General features: G+C 61.7%; 18 protein-coding genes and 1 riboswitch. Of the genes, 9 read left to right on the forward strand and 9 right to left on the reverse strand.

Translation table 11 applies throughout. The features are described from left to right. Window positions 1–94: 94 nt before the first annotated feature. The gene (locus ACM6IP_RS05240) at window positions 95–898 is read right to left on the reverse strand and encodes an alpha/beta fold hydrolase (RefSeq protein ID WP_414861088.1); all 804 of its coding nucleotides are present in this window, start codon (window positions 896–898) and stop codon (window positions 95–97) included. Window positions 899–1,050: 152 nt separating this feature from the next. Between ACM6IP_RS05240 and ACM6IP_RS05245 the strand changes: the two genes are divergently transcribed. Continuing rightward, a complete protein-coding gene (locus ACM6IP_RS05245; RefSeq protein ID WP_414861089.1) occupies window positions 1,051–1,554 on the forward strand; it encodes a GNAT family N-acetyltransferase in 504 nt (167 codons plus the stop codon). Window positions 1,555–1,558: 4 nt separating this feature from the next. On the opposite strand, the gene ACM6IP_RS05250 is transcribed toward ACM6IP_RS05245, so the two are convergent. From ACM6IP_RS05250 to ACM6IP_RS05265, 4 genes are read right to left on the reverse strand one after another with little or no spacing between them, the layout of a single operon-like run. Then, a complete protein-coding gene (locus ACM6IP_RS05250) occupies window positions 1,559–1,984 on the reverse strand; it encodes a pseudoazurin (protein ID WP_401129921.1) in 426 nt (141 codons plus the stop codon). Window positions 1,985–2,005: 21 nt separating this feature from the next. Then, window positions 2,006–2,797 carry an ABC transporter ATP-binding protein gene (locus ACM6IP_RS05255; protein WP_414861090.1) on the reverse strand — a complete coding sequence of 264 codons (792 nt, stop codon included), beginning with the start codon at window positions 2,795–2,797 and terminating at the stop codon, window positions 2,006–2,008. Next, window positions 2,794–3,810 (reverse strand): FecCD family ABC transporter permease, encoded by a 1,017-nt coding sequence (locus ACM6IP_RS05260; protein WP_414861091.1) that lies wholly within the window; start codon window positions 3,808–3,810, stop codon window positions 2,794–2,796. The genes ACM6IP_RS05255 and ACM6IP_RS05260 overlap by 4 nt, the downstream gene beginning before the upstream one ends. Next, window positions 3,807–4,820, reverse strand: coding sequence for an ABC transporter substrate-binding protein (locus tag ACM6IP_RS05265; protein ID WP_414861092.1), 1,014 nt, complete (start codon window positions 4,818–4,820; stop codon window positions 3,807–3,809). Before ACM6IP_RS05265 ends, ACM6IP_RS05260 begins: the two co-directional genes overlap by 4 nt. A 144-nt stretch (window positions 4,821–4,964) precedes the next feature. After that, window positions 4,965–5,157, reverse strand: a riboswitch (cobalamin riboswitch). Between the two features lie 184 nt (window positions 5,158–5,341). Between ACM6IP_RS05265 and ACM6IP_RS05270 the strand changes: the two genes are divergently transcribed. The 8 genes from ACM6IP_RS05270 to ACM6IP_RS05305 all read left to right on the forward strand — a co-directional run bounded on the left by ACM6IP_RS05270 (window position 5,342) and on the right by ACM6IP_RS05305 (window position 13,488). Beyond that, the gene (locus ACM6IP_RS05270) at window positions 5,342–5,974 is read left to right on the forward strand and encodes a dTMP kinase (RefSeq protein WP_414861093.1); all 633 of its coding nucleotides are present in this window, start codon (window positions 5,342–5,344) and stop codon (window positions 5,972–5,974) included. Window positions 5,975–6,285: 311 nt separating this feature from the next. After that, window positions 6,286–7,659 (forward strand): MFS transporter, encoded by a 1,374-nt coding sequence (locus ACM6IP_RS05275; protein WP_237234912.1) that lies wholly within the window; start codon window positions 6,286–6,288, stop codon window positions 7,657–7,659. 3 nt (window positions 7,660–7,662) lie between these two features. Next, entirely contained in the window at window positions 7,663–9,426 is a 1,764-nt protein-coding gene (locus tag ACM6IP_RS05280) for a dihydroxyacetone kinase family protein (protein ID WP_414861094.1), read from the forward strand. Beyond that, window positions 9,419–9,889, forward strand: a complete 471-nt coding sequence (locus ACM6IP_RS05285) for a ribose-5-phosphate isomerase (RefSeq protein ID WP_095170034.1) — start codon at window positions 9,419–9,421, stop codon at window positions 9,887–9,889. Before ACM6IP_RS05280 ends, ACM6IP_RS05285 begins: the two co-directional genes overlap by 8 nt. Next, window positions 9,886–10,689 (forward strand): triose-phosphate isomerase family protein, encoded by an 804-nt coding sequence (locus tag ACM6IP_RS05290; RefSeq protein ID WP_414861095.1) that lies wholly within the window; start codon window positions 9,886–9,888, stop codon window positions 10,687–10,689. Before ACM6IP_RS05285 ends, ACM6IP_RS05290 begins: the two co-directional genes overlap by 4 nt. Then, the gene (locus ACM6IP_RS05295; RefSeq protein ID WP_414861096.1) at window positions 10,674–11,480 is read left to right on the forward strand and encodes a sugar phosphate isomerase/epimerase family protein; all 807 of its coding nucleotides are present in this window, start codon (window positions 10,674–10,676) and stop codon (window positions 11,478–11,480) included. The genes ACM6IP_RS05290 and ACM6IP_RS05295 overlap by 16 nt, the downstream gene beginning before the upstream one ends. 4 nt (window positions 11,481–11,484) lie before the next feature. Further along, a complete protein-coding gene (locus ACM6IP_RS05300) occupies window positions 11,485–12,354 on the forward strand; it encodes a phosphogluconate dehydrogenase C-terminal domain-containing protein (protein WP_159996045.1) in 870 nt (289 codons plus the stop codon). 87 nt (window positions 12,355–12,441) lie between these two features. Beyond that, window positions 12,442–13,488, forward strand: a complete 1,047-nt coding sequence (locus ACM6IP_RS05305; protein WP_159996043.1) for a Gfo/Idh/MocA family protein — start codon at window positions 12,442–12,444, stop codon at window positions 13,486–13,488. 40 nt (window positions 13,489–13,528) lie between these two features. Here ACM6IP_RS05305 and ACM6IP_RS05310 read toward each other — a convergent pair whose 3' ends face one another. The 4 genes from ACM6IP_RS05310 to ACM6IP_RS05325 are packed head-to-tail and all read right to left on the reverse strand — an operon-like array spanning window position 13,529 to window position 17,956. Then, window positions 13,529–14,494, reverse strand: a complete 966-nt coding sequence (locus ACM6IP_RS05310; RefSeq protein ID WP_414861097.1) for a D-ribose ABC transporter substrate-binding protein — start codon at window positions 14,492–14,494, stop codon at window positions 13,529–13,531. A gap of 31 nt (window positions 14,495–14,525) precedes the next feature. Then, a complete protein-coding gene (locus ACM6IP_RS05315; protein ID WP_177440686.1) occupies window positions 14,526–15,626 on the reverse strand; it encodes an ABC transporter permease in 1,101 nt (366 codons plus the stop codon). Beyond that, window positions 15,626–17,206, reverse strand: coding sequence for a sugar ABC transporter ATP-binding protein (locus ACM6IP_RS05320; RefSeq protein ID WP_414861098.1), 1,581 nt, complete (start codon window positions 17,204–17,206; stop codon window positions 15,626–15,628). Before ACM6IP_RS05320 ends, ACM6IP_RS05315 begins: the two co-directional genes overlap by 1 nt. Before the next feature lie 3 nt (window positions 17,207–17,209). Next, window positions 17,210–17,956 (reverse strand): DUF2291 family protein, encoded by a 747-nt coding sequence (locus tag ACM6IP_RS05325; RefSeq protein ID WP_414861099.1) that lies wholly within the window; start codon window positions 17,954–17,956, stop codon window positions 17,210–17,212. Between the last annotated feature and the right edge of the window lie 90 nt (window positions 17,957–18,046).

Below are 18,046 nucleotides of genomic sequence, written 5' to 3' on the forward strand. Positions count from 1 at the left end.
ATATGTACTCGGCCTAATTCAACCCCCTGGCCGGCCCACAGGTGCAACGTCGCACACACAGTTGTGTAGATGCCTATGCCGCGATGGGGCCGGTCTAGCTCACGCACGACAGCTGACGGCAAACCGCATCAATCACGGTTTGCGGCTGTTCACGGTGGGGCACATGCATGCAATCGCTGATCAGCAGCACCTCACTGCTCCCGTCAGTCAGGCCGGCATATCGATGGGCATGTTGGGTCGAACCAAACTCGTCGTCTGCGCCGTGGATCACCAGGTGCGGGCATCCAATCGCCGGCAGTCCTTGCTCGATGGTCCAGTCAGCGTAAGTCGGACTAAGCCAGGTTTGCGTCCAGGCATTCAGCACCCATTGAGCCTTTTCGCCGTGGTATTTGCGCAGACGCTCGATCTGTCCCGGTTGCTCGAACTGCTCTTTAGCAAGCTGCACGCCCAGAACCGTGCGTTCCTCGACAAAGGCCTGGGACGACTCGGTCACCAGAGCCAGGCAGTGCTCGGGAAACAACGCGGCGCAGTGGGTGGCCATGGCACCACCGACGCTATGACCAAAGGCGATAAAACGCTCGATGCCCAGTCCTGCCCGCACGAGCGGCACGTAGCGCTGGGCTTCCTGGTGGATGAAGTCGTTGGACCAATCGCCAGGATGGGGGTCTGAACGACCAAATCCCAAGCGGTCGTAGGCCACGACATTGCGCTGGGTGGCGCTTGCCAGCAGGGCAGGGAAGTCGCGCCACAACGCCACGCAGCCGAGCGAATCATGGAGCAGGATGATCGGGGCCAGTTGCTGAGCCTGGGCTTGCTTGTTGGGGTACCAGCAGCGTGCGAATACCTGACCGTAGGGCGTGGTCAGCGAAAAGTCTTCGTGGTTGATGGACACCGGCATTGATGATCCTCCTTTTGCCCAACAGGGTGCGGTAACCTGTTGGCCTGTTTATCCTTTGCTGGCGATCCACGCTGGATGTCTCGCGTAAGTGAGCCGAACGCAGTCTATCCCGGTCTTCCATGGCAATCACCCCCGAAAATTACGGAGCGCATGTGCATCAAACAGCTATCGAGGCCGTGGTGGCCGCAGACATTCCCCAGGTTCTGGGGTTCGTCCTGGCGGCGCGCTCCGAGCTGTTCCCGAAACTGCGGCAAGCCGGCACGCCGGATGACCTGGCGAATTTTGAGCAGGTTTACCTGCGCGGTGCGGGACGCTTCCTGGTGGCCCGTCATGCCGGGCGAATCGTCGCCTCAATCGGCTATCTGCCCTATGACCGGCGCTTTGCGCACATCGATTATCCCGGGCTGAAGGTGGTGGAAGTCGTACGTCTGTTCATCCTCCCGCAGTTTCGCCGCGCGGGCTTGGCCAGCCAGTTGTACCGCGCCTTGGCGGCATCGGCCGTGGAAGCCGGGGTCGAGGTGATCTATCTGCACACCCATCCGTTCTTGCCGGGCGCCATCGACTTCTGGCTCAAGCGCGGTTTCAACGTGATCCAGGTGGACGCCGACCCGGTATGGCAGACCACCCACATGGAATGTCGTTTGCCGACCGGCTGAAAGCTCAGCGCTGCAGGATGCTGTTCAATCGCTCGAGCGCACGTGGGGGCAGGGCGCTTGGCAACTCCGGCGGTTGGGCTGCAGGCTCGCCCACCTGGATCAACATCACCATGCCCATTGCCAGGTGCGGGGTGCACTGGATGCCGTAGAGGCCAGGGACCTGAAATACCTGTTCCACTACCTGGTTGATCTTGCCCTGGAATGCCTGCGCGCCGGCCGGCAGCAATTCGCTGACCGAGGCGGCGTTATGACCACTCTGGGCAGGGATGAACCGGACCGTGTCGCCAGGCGCCACCTGCAGGTAATCCGGCTCATAGACCATGCTGCCCGCAGCGCCTCGGGTGAGCATTTTTACTTCATGGACTTCGGCGTATGCCGTGGGGCACAGCAACACTGCAGCGAGCAGCAAGGAGCGGGAAACTATACGCATGGTGGGCTATCCATAGACGAGTCAGGAGGCGCGTAATCGCAGGATCTGCGTGCCGTCAAAGGGGTCAGTGAGGTAATGCGCGTGGACCCCGAAGGTGTGTAGCAAGCGTTCTGGGGTCAGCACTTCAAGCGGTTTGCCAAGGGTGACCAGGCTTCCGCGTTCGAGCACCGCCAACCGATCACAGCCCAGGGCCTGGTTAAGGTCGTGCAGGGCAATCACGGTGGTCACGGGCAATGCGTGAACCACATTCAGAATCGCCAGTTGATGCTGGATATCCAGGTGATTGGTCGGTTCGTCCAGTAACAGGATCTGCGGGCGTTGCGCCAGGGAGCGCGCGATATGCACGCGCTGGCGTTCGCCGCCGGAGAGACTGCGCCAGGTGCGGCTGCTCAGGTGAGCCGCATCGACGTCACGCAGCGCTTGCTCGACGATCGCCGCGTCCGCCGCCGACCACGGACTCAAGGCCGACAGCCAGGGCGTTCGGCCCAAGGCCACCGCATCGAATACGCTGATTGCATCGAGGGTGTCAGCCTGCTGCTCGACCACCGCCAGGGTTTGCGCGATGGTGCGCCGCGACAGGGTCTTGAGGTTTTGGCCGTTGAGATGGATGGCGCCCTGGCTGGGCGCACGCACCCCCGCAAGCAGCTTGAGCAGGGTGGATTTGCCGGAGCCATTGGGACCGACCAGCCCCAGGGTCTCGCCACGGTGAATGGCCAGGTGAATGTCGTGCAGCAACTGCGCATCGCGAATGGCAAAGCCGATACCGGAACAACTCAATACACAGGGTTGAGAAACAGACACAGCTGCAGTCATCGGGCATTCCTCCGTCCCACCAGGATCAGCGCGAACACCGGCGCCCCGACCAGCGCCGTGACCACGCCGACCGGAATTACCTGGTCCTTGATCAGCGTGCGGGACAGCACATCGGCGGCAATCAGAAACACCGCCCCGCCCAGCGCACTGGCTGGCAGCAGACGGGTATGGCCAGTCCCGAGCAACAGCCTGGCGGCGTGGGGAATCACCAGCCCAACAAAACCGATCGAGCCGACAATCGACACCATCACCGCCGTGACCAACGCCGCGCAGCTGATCAACAGCAACTGCACCGGACGCACCGCAATGCCGAGGGAGGCCGCGGAGTCGGCGCCAAAGGTGAAGGCATCCAGCGCGCGGCGGTGCCACAGGCACACCGCAAGACCGGCCAGCGCCACCGGCACGGCCAGCCACACGGATGGCCAGCGCACGCCACTGAGATTGCCCAGCAACCAGAACATGATGCCGCGTGCCTGTTCGGAGCTGGCCGACTTGGTGATCAAAAACGCCGTGAGTGCGTTGAACAGTTGTGACCCGGCGATCCCGGCCAGGATGATCTGCCCGGTAGTGCCCGGTGCGCCGCTGGCACGGCCGAGCAAAACCACCACGGCGAAGGCCAGCACGGCGCCGGCAAACGCCCCGGCCGACATTGAGATCGCCCCGCCGCCCAGGCCCAGCAACGCCACCAGCACTGCGCCTGTCGACGCCCCCGCGGAAATCCCCAACAAGTAGGGATCGGCCAATGGGTTGCGCAACAGCGATTGCAGGATCACCCCGCAAGTCGCCAGCCCCGCACCGCACGCCGCCGCCACCAGTGCGCGGGTCAAGCGGTAGTTCCAGACGATGCCTTCGTCGATGGGGTCCAGGGCATAACCGGCGGCCCACAGCTTGTTGGCCAGCACCTGGAACACCACCGTCGGTTCAATGCTGGTTTCGCCGATGGTCACACCGGCAATCAGCGCGATCAGCAGGGTCGCCAGTGCCAATGAGGTACGCAGTAGCATCGCCGTCATTGCGCCAGGTCGTAGCTGTTGAGGGCGGTAGCCAGAGTTTCAAGGCCGTCGAACATCCGCACGCTGGCCTGCATGGCCATGGCGTCGAGGATAATGATGCGGTTGTGTTTGACCGCGTCCATGTTGCGGGTCACCGGGTCGCTGCGCAGGAATTGCAGTTTCTTTTGATAGTCGTCAGCCGGAAAACGCCGACGATCCATGCGCGCGATGACCAGGAAGGTCGGGTTCGCCTTGGCGATGGTTTCCCAGCCGACGCTTGGCCACTCTTCGTCGGACTCCACCACGTTGCGCACGCCCAGGGTATTGAGCATGAAGTCGGGAATACCCTTGTGTCCGGCGACATAGGGATCGATATCCAGGCTGGCGCTGGAGAACCAGACCAGCGCGCTGGTGTGCTTCAGGTCTTGGTTCTGCACCGTGGCCACCGATTTGGCCAGGCTGGCTTTGAGCTGCGCGTTCAACTGCTGCGCACGCTCCTGGACATCAAAAATCTCCCCTAGCTGGCTGATGCTCTTATAGAGACTGTCGACCCGGAACGGCGCCAGGCGAGTACCGTCGGCCCCCACCAGGTTGTCCTTGGACTCACAGTCCGAGGGCATCAGGTAGGTCGCAATCTTCAGCTCGTCAAACTGCTCCCGTGTACCCACCACCCCTTGCGGACCTACCATCCACTCCAGCTCGACGGCGACCAACTCCGGGCGCTTGCCGATTACCGACTCGAAACTCGGGTCGTTATCGGCCAGGCGTTCGATCCCGGCGTTTTGCGCCTGGTACTGGGGCAACACATCGTTGAACCACAGGGAAGTGCCGACCAGTTTGTCTCCCAGCCCCAGGGCAAAGAGCATTTCGGTCCCGGCCTGGCCAATCGTCACGGCCCGAGCCGGGGCGTGGGCGAAGATCTGTGTGCTGCCACAGTTTTGCAGCGTCAGCGGGTACTGAGTGGGCGCAGCCTGGGCCAGTGAACAAAGACCCAGGCCCGTGGCGAGGGCGACAACGCGGGGCAGCAGCATGATGCAATCTCCATTTGAACCGTACACGGAGCAGGGGTGTAGGGCCTGGAAACACATCAACGAGCGCTGCCGAAAAGCCGGGCAGGGGTCGATCACCAAAGTGACGCACGCGCAAGGATGCCCCTCCCGGACACCCCGCCGGTTAGTGATTGTTGCGTCGCCGGCAGGTCTCCTGACTGATGCGTCATGGCGTGCTCCAGCCTTCCCGGGTGATCCCAGTGGCAGTTAAGGAGCAGGCTCAGCACCTACAGTTGCGGGGGCAGTTCCGTTTGATGCGTTGCGCGCATCACGGATTCCCTATTATTCCCAAGTGGAAACCGGCGGCGGCATGGTAGTCGATTGGGGGGGTGGAGGCGAACCTATCAGACACCCTGGATTTTCAGGCCCGTTAGCCAGCAATCAGTTTAGAGTGTTGATCCATGCCTGTTCACAAGCTCCCGCCATTCGATTCCCATAGTCGCGCCAAGCGCTTCCAGCGAACGAACCGGGCAAAACAACCGTATATCAATCGTTAGTGAAGAATGAATCGTCCGCTGTTTGTTTCTCTAGATGGGCCCAAGGGAACCGGTAAAACCACACTGTTGGAGGCCGTTACGAAAGTACTGCGGGCAGACAACAAAAAGGTGATCCGACTTTGCGAGAGTAAAAGCGATCCCTATCGGGGTGAAACAATGGCCTTGGTAAACCAGTTCGTCAGAAATCCCATACGGGATCTGGAATGGGAGATTTGTCAGCGCTTTGCCGATAGTCGCCGCTGGATTTCCCAGCAGGTGGTGACCAAACAGCCACTGGACAGCATCATCCTGATCGATCGCTGGTACCCGTCCGATGCCGCGTTTCGCCGGCAGATCCCGTTTGCAGAGATCCTGCAGTTGAACATTGATCGAAACGTGCAAGTGCCAGACCTGCATGTCGGGGTTGTTACCGACCCAGAGGTTTCATGGGCGAGGGCCGCGGCACGCCAGCGTGGGCTGAGCAGTACCGTGATCCATAAGCTGGAAGAACATGTCGCTTGTACCCAGGCGTTCGAGCGCGCGATTGCAGATCACGACTGGGTTTTGTGCCGCAATGAAGGAACGATCGAAGACGCAACGATGCAGGTGGTTGCGCAGATCCTTAGGGTCCTTCAAGGCTCTGTAGACGCTAGTGCATAGCACCTGGGCAGATGCTTGCTTTGTCAGCGCGAACCCTCGGCGTTGCGTGTTGACTCTGTTCCGATGAATGGCAAAAGGCTCGGAAAATAGCGCTGGCTGCTCACGCTTAGGGCGCCGATGAGGCCTTTTTTTTGGCCTGGTATAGAGATCATACCATCATCACAGTATACAAATGAAAATCCCCGTGTTAGAAATTAGCCCAAGCCCTTGAGCTTCGTTGATGAAGCCAGGCCCAGGTTTGGATCGCCGCCTTTGAGCGGTCCTAATAAGAACGTCATCTCATCACACCAGTCCTGCCAAAGGACCTGTAGATGAGCCGGAGAACCGCAATGCAGAACATCTCCGCATCTCCGGCCGAGCAATCGGCTATCCGTAAGATCTCGCTGCGCCTGGTGCCTTTCGTGGCACTGATGTTTTTCATCAACTTCCTCGACCGCACGGCGATTTCCTTCGCCGGACCCAATGGCATGAATCAGGACCTTGGTCTGAGCGTCATCCAGTACGGCCTGGCATCGGGGATCTTTTTCATCGGTTACATCCTGCTGGAAGTGCCAAGCAACCTCGCACTGCACAAGTTCGGCGCGCGTAAGTGGCTGGCGCGGATCATGGTGTCGTGGGGCATCGTTTCGCTGTTGTTCACCTGGGTGAGCAGTATCGAGGGCTTGTACACCCTGCGCTTTTTACTGGGGATCGCGGAAGCGGGCTTCTTCCCTGGAGCGATCCTGTTCCTCAGCCTGTGGGTGCCTGCCCGCTATCGCAGCAAGATCCTCTCGCTGTTCTATCTCGCCCAGCCGCTGACCATCGTCATCGGCGCACCGTTGGCCGCGTGGTTGATCGGCCATGACGGTCTGTTCGGTCTGTCCGGCTGGCGGGTAATGTTCCTGGGGGTGTCGCTGCCGGCCATCGTGGTGGGCTTGATTGCCTGGTTCTATCTGGTCGATCACCCGTCCCAGGCCAAGTGGCTGAACGCCGATGAAAAAACCTGGCTGGTCGGCGAACTCGACCGCGAGCGCGTCGATGTTCGTCGCAGCCCACACCACATGGGTGTCCGCGCGGCAATGCTCAACGGGCGAGTCTGGATGCTGTGCCTGATCTATTTCGGCTTTATCTACGGGCTGTATGCGCTGTCGTTCTTCCTGCCCACCATCATCGGCGGTTTCCAGGCTCAGTTCGGCACCACGTTCACGGTATTCGAGAAGGGCCTGATCACCGCGATTCCGTATCTGCCGGCGGCTCTGGTGCTCTACCTCTGGTCCCGTGATGCGACCCGTCGTGGCTGCCGCACCTGGCACATCGCGCTGCCCGCATTGACCGGCGCAGTGAGCATTCCGCTGGCCATGGCCATGGGCTCGCCGACAGCCACCGTGGCCGTGGTGACGATTACCGCCTGCTCGATCTTCGCTGCGCTGCCCAACTTCTGGACGCTGCCGACCCAGTTCCTCACCGGGGCCTCGGCTGCGGCTGCTGTGGCACTGATCAACACCGTCGGCAACGTCGCGGGCTTCTCTGCGGGCTTCATCACTGGCGCCCTCAAGGATTACACCGGTACCTACGCGGTTCCGATGATGGTGGTCGGCGCACTGATGCTGATGTCCGCGGTGCTGATGGTGGCGCTCGGCACGCGGCGGCGGGTTGTCGATGCAGCACCGCTGGCCGCTACGCAACAGGTCCTCCAGGGAGAATAAGAAATGACCCGTTTGTTCAATGAACCTTCAGCCTTCGCCAGTGAGCTGGTGGAGGGGTTTGTCGCCGCGCACCGCGACAAAGTACGCCAGGTGCCGGGCGGAGTGATGCGCTGCACCCGATCTCAAGAGGGTTCGGTTGCCGTGGTGATCGGTGGTGGCTCGGGGCATTACCCGGCGTTCGCGGGACTGGTTGGCCAGGGCCTGGCCCACGCGGCAGTGATGGGCAACCTGTTCGCCTCGCCCTCCGCGCAGCAGATCTACGCTGTCGCTCGTGCCGCGCAGACCGGCGGTGGGGTGTTGCTGGGGTATGGCAACTATGCCGGGGACGTGCTGCATTTCGGCCTGGCCAAGGATCGACTTAACGCCGAAGGCATCCGCTGCGAGGTGATCGCGGTCACGGACGATATCTCCAGCGCTTCCAGTGACGAGCTGCACAAGCGTCGTGGCATTGCCGGTGACCTGGTGGTGTTCAAGGCGGCGGCCGCGGCGTCCGAGGCGGGATATGACTTCGATGCTGTGGTGCGCGTTGCGCGGCATGCCAATGCTCGCACCCGCTCGCTGGGTGTGGCGTTCTCTGGCTGCACGTTGCCGGGCGCCGACCATCCGTTATTCGACGTGCCGCAGGGCCAGATGGCGCTGGGCATGGGCATTCATGGTGAACCCGGGATTAGCGAAGGCCCGGTGCCAAGTGCCGATGAACTAGCCGAGATTTTAGTCTCGTCGCTGCTCAAGGAGCTGCCGCAAGGTATCGCCGAGGTGGCCGGGCAGCGTGTCGCGGTCATCCTCAACGGTCTTGGCAGCGTCAAGTACGAAGAGCTGTTCGTGCTCTATCGGCGGGTCGCGCAACTACTCGAAGCCAGCGGGCTGACCGTGGTCGAGCCTGAAGTGGGTGAACTGGTCACCAGTTTCGACATGGCAGGTTTGTCGCTGACCCTGTGCTGGCTGGACGAGGAGCTGGAAGGCTTTTGGTGCGCACCGACATCGACCCCGGCTTATCGCAAGGGCGTGACCAGCGTTGCCGAACGCTTGAGCGAGGAGCACGCGCCCGTGGTAGCGGTAACGGTGATTCCACCCTCCAGCACCAAGTCTCGGCGCTCGGCGCATTGCGTCATGCAGGCGCTGGAGGCAGCGCAAAAAGTGCTGATCGAACAGGTCGATGAACTCGGCCGTATCGATGCGGTGGCCGGCGACGGTGATCATGGCATCGGCATGCAGCGTGGAATCATCGCCGCCGTCGGCAGGGCGCGCGAAGTCCTGGCCATGGACGCGGGTGCCGGGACCTTGTTGCGCATGGCCGCCGATGCCTGGGCCGATCAGGCCGGTGGGACGTCGGGGGCGATCTGGGGCGTACTGCTGACCGCGCTTGGCACCTCGCTCGGGGATTGCCTGGATCCAGACGCGAGGTTAGTGGCCCAAGGGATTCGCCAGGCGAGCGACGGCATTCAGCACTTTGGCAAGGCGCAGGTGGGCGACAAGACCATGGTCGACGTCCTGGTGCCGTTCAGTTCAGCGCTGAGCGACGCCGCCGCCCGCGGCCTGGAGTTGCATCACGCCTGGCAACTGGCTGCCCAGGTGGCCGCCGAGGCAGCAGCTGCCACCGCCAACTTGCGCCCACGTATCGGCCGCGCCCGCCCTCTGGCGGAAAAAAGCCTCGGCACGCCGGATGCCGGCGCCGTGTCGCTTTCCCTGATCATCAATGCCATCGAGCCCGTCCTGCGGGCCGGCACGCTGGCGCCCCGTCGTATCGAGGAGACAGTTCATGAATAACCCACTGCGCATCGTCATCGGCTCGGATGACGCCGGTTATGAATACAAGGAAGCGCTCAAGCGCGACCTGCTTGCCAACCCGGATGTCGAGTTGATCGAAGACGTCGGCGTCGACAGCCAGAGCCACACCGCGTATCCGCTGGTGGCCATCGCGGCCGCGGAAAAGGTCGCATCCGGTGCGGCTGACCGTGCGCTGCTGATCTGTGGCACCGGGCTGGGCATGGCCATCTCCGCCAACAAGGTGCCGGGGGTTCGCGCAGTGACCGCCCATGACAGTTTTTCGGTGGAGCGCGCGGTGTTGAGCAACAACTCCCAGGTGCTGACGCTCGGTCAACGAGTGATTGGCCTGGAGTTGGCTCGGCGCCTGCTCAAGGAGTGGCTGACCTATCGCTTCGACGAGCATTCGGCGTCTGCGCAGAAGGTCCAGACCCTGACCGATTACGAGCGGGTCAGCGCACGATGAGCACACCCGTCATCACGCTCGGTGTCAGCCTGAAGATGTATTTCGGCTATCGCCAAACCCTGGAATGGTGCCAGGCCATTGCCCGGCAACTGAGCGCCCATGCCGATGTGCGCAGCGCAGCGATCGAGGTATTCGTGATTCCCAGCCACCCGACGTTGGCGCCTGTGCTGGAGATCTTCGACGGGTTGGCCCGGGTTGGTGCGCAGAATCTGTTCTGGGAAGATCAGGGCGCCTACACCGGTGAAGTCAGTCCGCTGATGCTGCGTGAGATGGGCTGCAGCGTCGCCGAGATAGGGCACGCCGAGCGACGTCGGTACTTCTCCGAGACCGATCGGCAGATTGCCGACAAGACCGCCGCGGCCTGGCGCAATGACCTGACCCCGGTGCTGTGTCTGGGCGAGGAACGTCACGGTCGGGTGCAGGATGCGGTGCAGGTGTGTCTGCAACAGCTCGATGCTGCATTGGCCTCGGCCCGCCAGGCCGGTCTGAGCGGCGAGCTGATCCTCGCTTACGAACCGCAATGGGCCATCGGCGCGGCTCAACCAGCGTCCGCCGAGTACATCGGTCAAGTGTGCCAGGCGTTGCGCAATGCCGTGGCCGGGAGCGGCACTCGGGTGATTTATGGCGGCAGCGCCGGCCCCGGATTACTGAGCCAGTTGGGTGGCCAGGTCGACGGCCTGTTCCTGGGGCGCTTCGCCCATGATCCAGGCGCTTTTCAATCGATTCTCGACGAGGCGGCAAAGCTCTGCGGCCCTACGTCTGCCCGTGAAATGGAGGGCGCATCATGGCAATCGGCCTGAGTACCTATTCGTTCTTCTGGCGTGCCAGCGAGCGCGTCCCGCAACCGCTGTATCTGCCACAAATGCTGCAGCAGACCGCTGAGCTGGGCGCCGGGGTATTCCAGATCTGCGACTACAAGGCGCTTGAAGCATTGAGTGCCAGCGAGCTGGGCGACCTCAGGCGCCAGGCCGACGACCTCGGACTGGTGCTGGAACTGGGTACTCGTGGCCTGGACACCGAACACCTGCGCAAGTACCTGAGTATCGCCGAGGCCCTGGATGTGCGCGTGTTGCGCAGTATGTTCAACAGCAACAGCCTGAAACCGACGCCCGAACAGGCCTTCGAACTGCTGCAAAGGGTAATGCCGCAGTTCGTCGAGCAGGACGTCAAGCTGGCCCTGGAGACCTACGAGCAAGTGCCGACGCGCACCGTACTGGATGTCGTCGAACGTATCGACAGCCCGTGGCTGGGTATCTGCCTGGACCCCGGCAATTGCGTGGCAGCACTGGAAAATCCGCGCGAGGTCATCGACATGACCGCGGAGCGGGTACTGAACCTGCACGTCAAGGATTTCGCCTTTTCCCGGCGCGATGGCTGGGTCGGTTTTACCTTCGCAGGATGCCCAATGGGCGAGGGCCTGCTGGACTACGCCTACATGCGCGGCAAGGTTCGACCGAACAGCCGGCACATCAACCAGATCATCGAACACTGGCTCCCCTGGCAACTCGACGCGGCCACCACCTGCGCGCTCGAAGACCAGTGGACCCGACATAACCTGAACTACCTGAATGCAAAGCAAACCGAGGAATGACCCCATGACATACGAACTCAACAAAATTGCGATTGTGGGTGCCGGCGGCAAGATGGGCATGCGCATCTCGCAAAACCTGCAAGGCAGCCATTACAGTGTTGCCTACTGCGAAAACTCGCCCAAGGCTCAGGAGCAGATTGTCGCGGCGGGGCGCAGCCTGTCGGCCACCAACGATGTCGTGCCGCAGGCCGATGTGGTGATTTTGGCCGTGCCCGACGTGGCCCTCGAAGCCGTGTCGGCACAGGTCGTGCCACAGATGAAGAGCGGCGCGATCCTGCTGACCCTCGACCCGGCGGCGTCCTATGCCGGGCTGCTGGCCCAGCGCGATGGCATTCACCAGGCCGTGGCGCACCCTTGCCATCCCTCGGTATTTCTGGAGCGCTACACCAAGGAAGAACACGCCGATGCCTTCGGCGGTAACGCGGCGGTGCAGGATGTCTGCGCCGCGTTTGAAACCGGCAATGACAAGCAGCGCTCGGAACTGGCCAACATCATCGCGGTAATGTACGGCCCGGTTGGCGAAGTGCATTGGGTAACCGTCAAGCAACTGGCCTATCTGGAGCCAACGCTGGTGGAAACCGTCGCCTGCATGGTCGGTAGTTTCATGAAAGAAGCGCTGGACGAGACCATCAACCGCATCGGTGTCCCTGAAGCGGCGGCCAAGGCCATGCTCTATGGCCATATCCAGATTGCGCTGGCGGTGTCCTTCCGCAGCACCAACCCATTCTCCGATGCCTGCATGATTGCCATGGAATATGGCCGCGAGAAGATCATCAAGCCGGACTGGAAGAAGATCTTCGACGAGAAAGAACTCGACCTGATCATTGCCCGTATGTTGAAAATCGATGCAGTGCGCAAAGCCGATGCGGCTTGATCCATACTGAAAACCAAGTACTTTTTGACGTCCGGGCGGTGAACACCTCCGGGCGTCTTTTTTTATCTGCAGCCAAGGAGATGAACAATGGACCGTCCACCGTTGCGTGGTGCGTTGATCGGTTGTGGCTTTTTCGCCCTCAATCAGCTGCGCGCCTGGCAGGACCTCAGTGGCGTGCAGATCGTCGCCCTGTGCGACAGCGACCCGCAACGGCTAGCGGCCTTCGCCGAACATGCGCCGGACGCGGCGACCTATACCGATGCGCAGGCCATGCTGGGCGAGTTGGAACTGGATTTTGTCGACATCGCGACACCGACCTCGGCGCACAAGGCGCTGGTGCTGATGGGCGCCGAGGCGGGTGTCGATATCATCTGCCAGAAGCCGTTTGCGGCAACGCTGGACGATGCCCGGTTGATGATCGACACCTGTGCGGCCCTGGGTGTGAGCCTGACCGTGCATGAGAATTTCCGGTGGCAGGCGCCGGTTCGGGCAGCGATCGAACAGCTGCGCAGCGGGGTGATCGGCACCGCCTTTTTTGGCCGCGTGAGCTTTCGCAGCGGCTTCGATGTCTATCGCTTGCAACCGTATCTGGCGAAGGCTCCGCGCTTCATCATCGAGGACCTCGGCGTGCATGTGCTGGACATCGCCCGGGCGTTGTTTGGCGATGTCTCGCGACTGACTTGCGAGACCCGTCGGGTCAATGGCGCAATAGCAGGCGAGGACGTCGCGACGGTGCTTCTGGCGCACGAGCAGGGGGCGACCAGCGTGGTGGACTTCAGCTATGCGACCCAACTGGCCAGTGACCCGTTCCCGCAGAGTCTGCTCGAGGTGGACGGCGATCGCGGCTCGTTGCGCCTGCTGGCGGACTTTCGCTTGCAGATCCACGACGCCCAGGGGAATGTCGAAACACTGGATGTCTCGCCGGATGCGCCTACCTGGAGTGATGCCCCCTGGCAGCCGATACAGGAAAGCGTGCTGCGCTTGCAGCGTGAGTGGTTGGCTGATCGACGTGGCAACCGGGAGTCGGAGACCTCGGGTGCGGATAACTTCAACACCCAGGCGTTGGTGGAGGCTGCGTATGAATCTGCGAGCAGAGGAACCACGGTGGTGCCCGCCAGGTTTGTAGCTGCTTGAACAGGGATGTCCCCACGCAGCGCGTGGGGACATTGGCCACTCAGCGCATGCCGAATCCGCCCTCACGCACTTGCTTGCTGTTGTCTCTGGAGACCATTACGCAATCCACCGATTGCTTCTCGGGTTTGTCGGTCTTGCCGGTGCGCAGAAGTTGATCGGCCTGTTCCATGGCCATCGCCGCCATTTGCGTCGCCTGTTGCAGGCCGGTGGCGATGATCGGGCCGTCACCGGCAATCTGCCGGACGACATCGGGGTTGCCATCGATGCCGACGACTTTCACTTCACCCTTGCCGGCGTTCTTCAACGCCGCGGCGGCGCCCAGTGCCATGGTGTCGTTGCCGGCCAGGACGCCGACGATGTTCGGGTGAGCCTGGATGATCGATTGCATGACGTTGTAGCCCTGGGTCTGGTCCCAGTTGGCTGACTGCTGCGAGACCATTTTCAAATCCGGGATCTGGTCGAGCACGCGATGGAAACCTTCCGAGCGGACATGGGCGTTGACATCGGAAGTGCGCCCGATCAGCTCCACATATTCACCCTTGAACCCGACCTGCTCGGCGAAGTATTCCGCAACTGACGTCGCGCATTGTGAGTTGTTGGAAACGATCTGCGCCGTGGCAATGCCGTTGGCGTTGACTTCCCGATCGATCAGGAACACCGGAATCTTCGCTTCCTGTGCGCGCTTCACCGCTGCGATGGAGGCGTCGGAACCGGCGTTGTCGAGAATGATCGCAGAGGCGTTGTCGCCGATGGCGGTCTGCACCAGGCGTAATTGGATGTCCGGATCGTCCTGATGCACCAGCGCGTTGGTGCGATAACCGAGCTTCTTGGCCGCCGCTACGGCAGTATCGGATTCGGCCTTGTAAAACGCATTGCTGTGCGACGGCGTGATGACCACGATCAGATGATCCGAGGTTTTGAATTCTGCGGCGGTGGCCGCCAGCGGCAACATCGACGCGGACAAGATGGCCAGGGAAAGCAACTGACGGGAGAAGAGTTTTTTCATTGTTGTAGTCATCCCTTTATGTGATTGAAAGTCACGCAGTGGTGCTCGGCGTACCCCGGTCTTCCTGGGCTTTGGCCTGGCGTTCTGCGCTTGATTTTTCGACACGGCGTTGCAATTGGTCGACGACCACGGCCAGTACGATCACCGCGCCGGTAATAACGGTCTGCCAGAAGTCGGAAATACCCACCAGTACCATCCCGTTGCTTAGCACCCCGAGGACAAAGGCGCCGATGATCGTGCCGCCAATGGTACCTACGCCCCCGAACAGCGAGGCGCCGCCCAGCACCACCACGGCGATAGCGTTGAGTTCGTAGGAGGTGGCGATGGCCGGGTTGGCGGCGCCCAGGCGCGAGGCAATGATCAGCCCCGCCAGGGCGGCGCAGAAGCCGGAGATAGCGTAGGTGCCAATCTTCACCCGACTGACCCGCACACCCGACAGCTCGGCGGTGCGTTCGTTGCCGCCAATGGCGAACACCTGGCGACCAAAAACGGTCTTGCGGCTGATGTACACGGCCACCAGGGTCAACAGGATCATCAGCCAGATTGACACCGGCACGGACAACAGCCGCGCAGTGCCCAGCAGCAGGAAACCGCTGTTGTTCAGTTCGGCCTGGCCCGTGAGGTCGCCATACGTGGCTCCACCGGACACCAGTTGCGCCGCGCCACGGGCCATGTACAGCATGCCCAGGGTCATGATGAACGGCGTGACTTTCAGGCGCGTGATGAACCAGCCGTTGACCGCGCCCACCAGGGTCCCCAGCGCAAGGCTCAGAATACACACGACCGGAATGCTGAAAAACGCCGAGACGCCAAGCCATGGCAGGCGCAGCCCCTCGGTGATCAAGTAGCCGGCGACCATCGCCGCCAGTCCCGCCACTGCGCCAACGGACAGGTCGATGCCGGCCGCAAGGATGACGAACGTCATGCCGATACCCAGGATTGCGAACACCGCCACCTGCTCGGTCACGATGACCAGGTTACGGGCCGACAGGAACGACGGCGCAATGGAGGAGAACAGCACCACCAGCAGCGCCAGCGCCAGGTAGGCGCGCAATCGGAGCAGCAACAACGGTAGGGAGCGCATGTTCAACGCGGTAGATTTTCGGGCAGGCATGGAAAGAGAATCGGCCATCATGCAGTTTCCTTTTCAGTGGGCGCCAAGGCTGTCGAGTCCTTGCGCGAGACTTGCGACCAGCCCACCAGTGTGGGTTCGTCCAGTTGCTGGCGGGTTAGATTGGCGGTGATGCGGCCCTGACACATCACCAGTGCCCGGTCTGCGCCACCGATAATTTCGGTCAGGTCGCTGGAGGCATAGAGAATTGTCAGGCCGTTCTTCGCCAGGCGATCCAGCACCTCGAACAGCTCCCGCCGGGCCTTGATGTCGATCCCGCGGGTCGGCTCGTCGAGCAGCAGCACATGGGGTTCTGTAAGCAGGTTCTTGCCCACCACGACTTTCTGCTGGTTGCCGCCGGACAGCGAAGAAATCGCGACGTCGGCATGCTCGGCCTTGATGTGCAGTTCGCGAATCATCCGTGCCACGTCGTCATCCATCGGCTGACGGGCCAGTCCGTCGACGCGGCTGTAGCGGGTTAGATTGGCCAGCAACAAGTTGTCGCGCACGCTGGCATTGGCAACCAGCCCTAGCTTCTGCCGGTCCTCGGGCACCAGGGCAATACCGGCGCGTATGCGACCGGCGATATCCTGCGCCAATGGCAGGGTTTGGCCGTTGATCTCGATGCGTCCGCCGATGGCGTGTCGCAGACCGATCAGGGTTTCGAACAGTTCGGTGCGGCCTGCGCCCATCAGTCCGTAGAACGCGACGATCTCGCCGCGTCGTATGCTGAACGAAACCTTGTTCAATAACAGCGAACCTTGATCGCTCGCCACTTCCAGGTCGCAAACCCGCAGTACGACAGGTGCCAGTTGATGCACCGCAGGGTCGGTGCCAGTGCGCAATTGGCTGTTCATCTGGCTGCCGATCATGCGTTCCACCAGCCAGTCGATGGTGACGGCGTCGCGCACACCAGTGCCCACCAGATGGCCGTCGCGCAGGACGGTGAAGTGGTCGCCGATCTCGATCAGTTCATCCAGGCGATGGGAGATGTAGATGATCGAGACGCCCTGACGCTTGAGGTCGGTGATCAGCGAAAACAGAATACCGACCTCGGCTTCGCTCAGCGAAGAGGTGGGTTCGTCGAGGATCAGCACCCGCACATCACTTACCAGCACTTTGGCGATCTCGACGATCTGCCGCTTACCGATGCTCAGATCCTGCACCAGCGCATCGACGTCGATGTCTTGGCCCATGCGCTGCAGGGTGGCGTGCGCCAATTGGCGCTGCTCGCCGTGCAAGACCCGGCCAAAGCGGGTGCGTCGCTCTTTGCCGATGAACATGTTCTCGGCAACGCTGAGGTTCGGGCACAGGTTGAGCTCCTGATGCACGATACCGATGCCACGGGCCATGGCTTCGCGGGGACTGTTCAGCGTCAATGCCTGTTCGCCGGCGAACATCTGCCCGGAAGTCGGCTGCTCGATCCCCGCGAGGATTTTCATCAACGTCGATTTGCCGGCGCCGTTCTCGCCAATCAGCACATTGACCTTGCCATGCACCACATCAAAATCCACGCCTTTGAGCGCGGTAGTGCCCTGGTACACCTTGCGTATCTGCCTCAGGCGCATGGCTAGCGTAAGGGCGGGGGAGTGCGCGTTCATCGGCTACTCCTCCACCATCAGGCTGACGGGCACGATGCGGATTGTGGTGGGCGATTGCAGGTTGAACACACCACTGAACGTGACCGTCTTGCCTGCCAGGCTGGCGGCCGGAACCTGCCCGTAGGCACGGGCCAATGCTTGCTTGTTGAGGGCGGCGGCCACGTCGGCGTATTGGGTCTGGTTGGTAAATGCGTTCAACGACATATTGCTGGCGACATCGCGCAGTGCAGTGCTGATGACTAACGGGCCGGTCAGCAGTTGAATCTTTTGCCCGACCAGCTCAGGGTTGTCGGGGAACTCCAGCGTGAGCAGCCCCAAGGGTGACTTCAGGTTGGCCTCGGCAACGCGCGCGGTGCCGCTGACCACGAAGTTTTTTGTCGCGCCTGGATGGGGAACGGCGAAACGTGTGGCTGCATCAGCAGGGTTTGCGGCGATGGCAGCGAGCACGGTTGGCAGGTCGACGGCGTCCTTGTCCAGCACCGGTTGCACGTCGCTGGCCCATTGCTGCTCGACAAACTGCTCGGGATTAAAACTGTTGATCGCGAATTTCTGGTTGAGCCCTTGGGCGTTGGCGCTCTGCGCCGTGTTGAGTACGACTCGGCCGGTGGCCGGATCAAGGGGGCGCAGGCTGACGAGCGGGCCGCCAATCAACGTCGTGGCCACCAGCGCTGCAGCCACGACAGCCACTATCGCAACAGCTGGGACGCCTCGGGAAAACCCCGAAGGTTTACCGGATACAGTCAAGCCCATGCAGATCTCCTCGCCTCAAGGCGATTTTTTTGTACTTGTTAGGAGGTTCAGTCATCACTATATATCATCATCATACCAGTTCAAGGTAGA

The organism is Pseudomonas sp. IT-P176 (genome assembly GCF_949767245.1).
In the GTDB taxonomy this organism is placed as follows: Bacteria; Pseudomonadota; Gammaproteobacteria; order Pseudomonadales; family Pseudomonadaceae; genus Aquipseudomonas.

What these genes read in the sequence shown, in the direction of transcription:
- ACM6IP_RS05240 (WP_414861088.1), bottom strand. Translation starts at nt 898, where the DNA reads ATGCCGGTGTCCATCAACCACGAAGACTTTTCGCTGACCACGCCCTAC.
- ACM6IP_RS05250 (WP_401129921.1), bottom strand. Translation starts at nt 1,984, where the DNA reads ATGCGTATAGTTTCCCGCTCCTTGCTGCTCGCTGCAGTGTTGCTGTGC.
- ACM6IP_RS05255 (WP_414861090.1), bottom strand. Translation starts at nt 2,797, where the DNA reads ATGACTGCAGCTGTGTCTGTTTCTCAACCCTGTGTATTGAGTTGTTCC.
- ACM6IP_RS05260 (WP_414861091.1), bottom strand. Translation starts at nt 3,810, where the DNA reads ATGACGGCGATGCTACTGCGTACCTCATTGGCACTGGCGACCCTGCTG.
- ACM6IP_RS05265 (WP_414861092.1), bottom strand. Translation starts at nt 4,820, where the DNA reads ATGCTGCTGCCCCGCGTTGTCGCCCTCGCCACGGGCCTGGGTCTTTGT.
- ACM6IP_RS05270 (WP_414861093.1), top strand. Translation starts at nt 5,342, where the DNA reads ATGAATCGTCCGCTGTTTGTTTCTCTAGATGGGCCCAAGGGAACCGGT.
- ACM6IP_RS05275 (WP_237234912.1), top strand. Translation starts at nt 6,286, where the DNA reads ATGAGCCGGAGAACCGCAATGCAGAACATCTCCGCATCTCCGGCCGAG.
- ACM6IP_RS05280 (WP_414861094.1), top strand. Translation starts at nt 7,663, where the DNA reads ATGACCCGTTTGTTCAATGAACCTTCAGCCTTCGCCAGTGAGCTGGTG.
- ACM6IP_RS05285 (WP_095170034.1), top strand. Translation starts at nt 9,419, where the DNA reads ATGAATAACCCACTGCGCATCGTCATCGGCTCGGATGACGCCGGTTAT.
- ACM6IP_RS05290 (WP_414861095.1), top strand. Translation starts at nt 9,886, where the DNA reads ATGAGCACACCCGTCATCACGCTCGGTGTCAGCCTGAAGATGTATTTC.
- ACM6IP_RS05295 (WP_414861096.1), top strand. Translation starts at nt 10,674, where the DNA reads ATGGCAATCGGCCTGAGTACCTATTCGTTCTTCTGGCGTGCCAGCGAG.
- ACM6IP_RS05300 (WP_159996045.1), top strand. Translation starts at nt 11,485, where the DNA reads ATGACATACGAACTCAACAAAATTGCGATTGTGGGTGCCGGCGGCAAG.
- ACM6IP_RS05305 (WP_159996043.1), top strand. Translation starts at nt 12,442, where the DNA reads ATGGACCGTCCACCGTTGCGTGGTGCGTTGATCGGTTGTGGCTTTTTC.
- ACM6IP_RS05310 (WP_414861097.1), bottom strand. Translation starts at nt 14,494, where the DNA reads ATGAAAAAACTCTTCTCCCGTCAGTTGCTTTCCCTGGCCATCTTGTCC.
- ACM6IP_RS05315 (WP_177440686.1), bottom strand. Translation starts at nt 15,626, where the DNA reads ATGGCCGATTCTCTTTCCATGCCTGCCCGAAAATCTACCGCGTTGAAC.
- ACM6IP_RS05320 (WP_414861098.1), bottom strand. Translation starts at nt 17,206, where the DNA reads ATGAACGCGCACTCCCCCGCCCTTACGCTAGCCATGCGCCTGAGGCAG.
- ACM6IP_RS05325 (WP_414861099.1), bottom strand. Translation starts at nt 17,956, where the DNA reads ATGGGCTTGACTGTATCCGGTAAACCTTCGGGGTTTTCCCGAGGCGTC.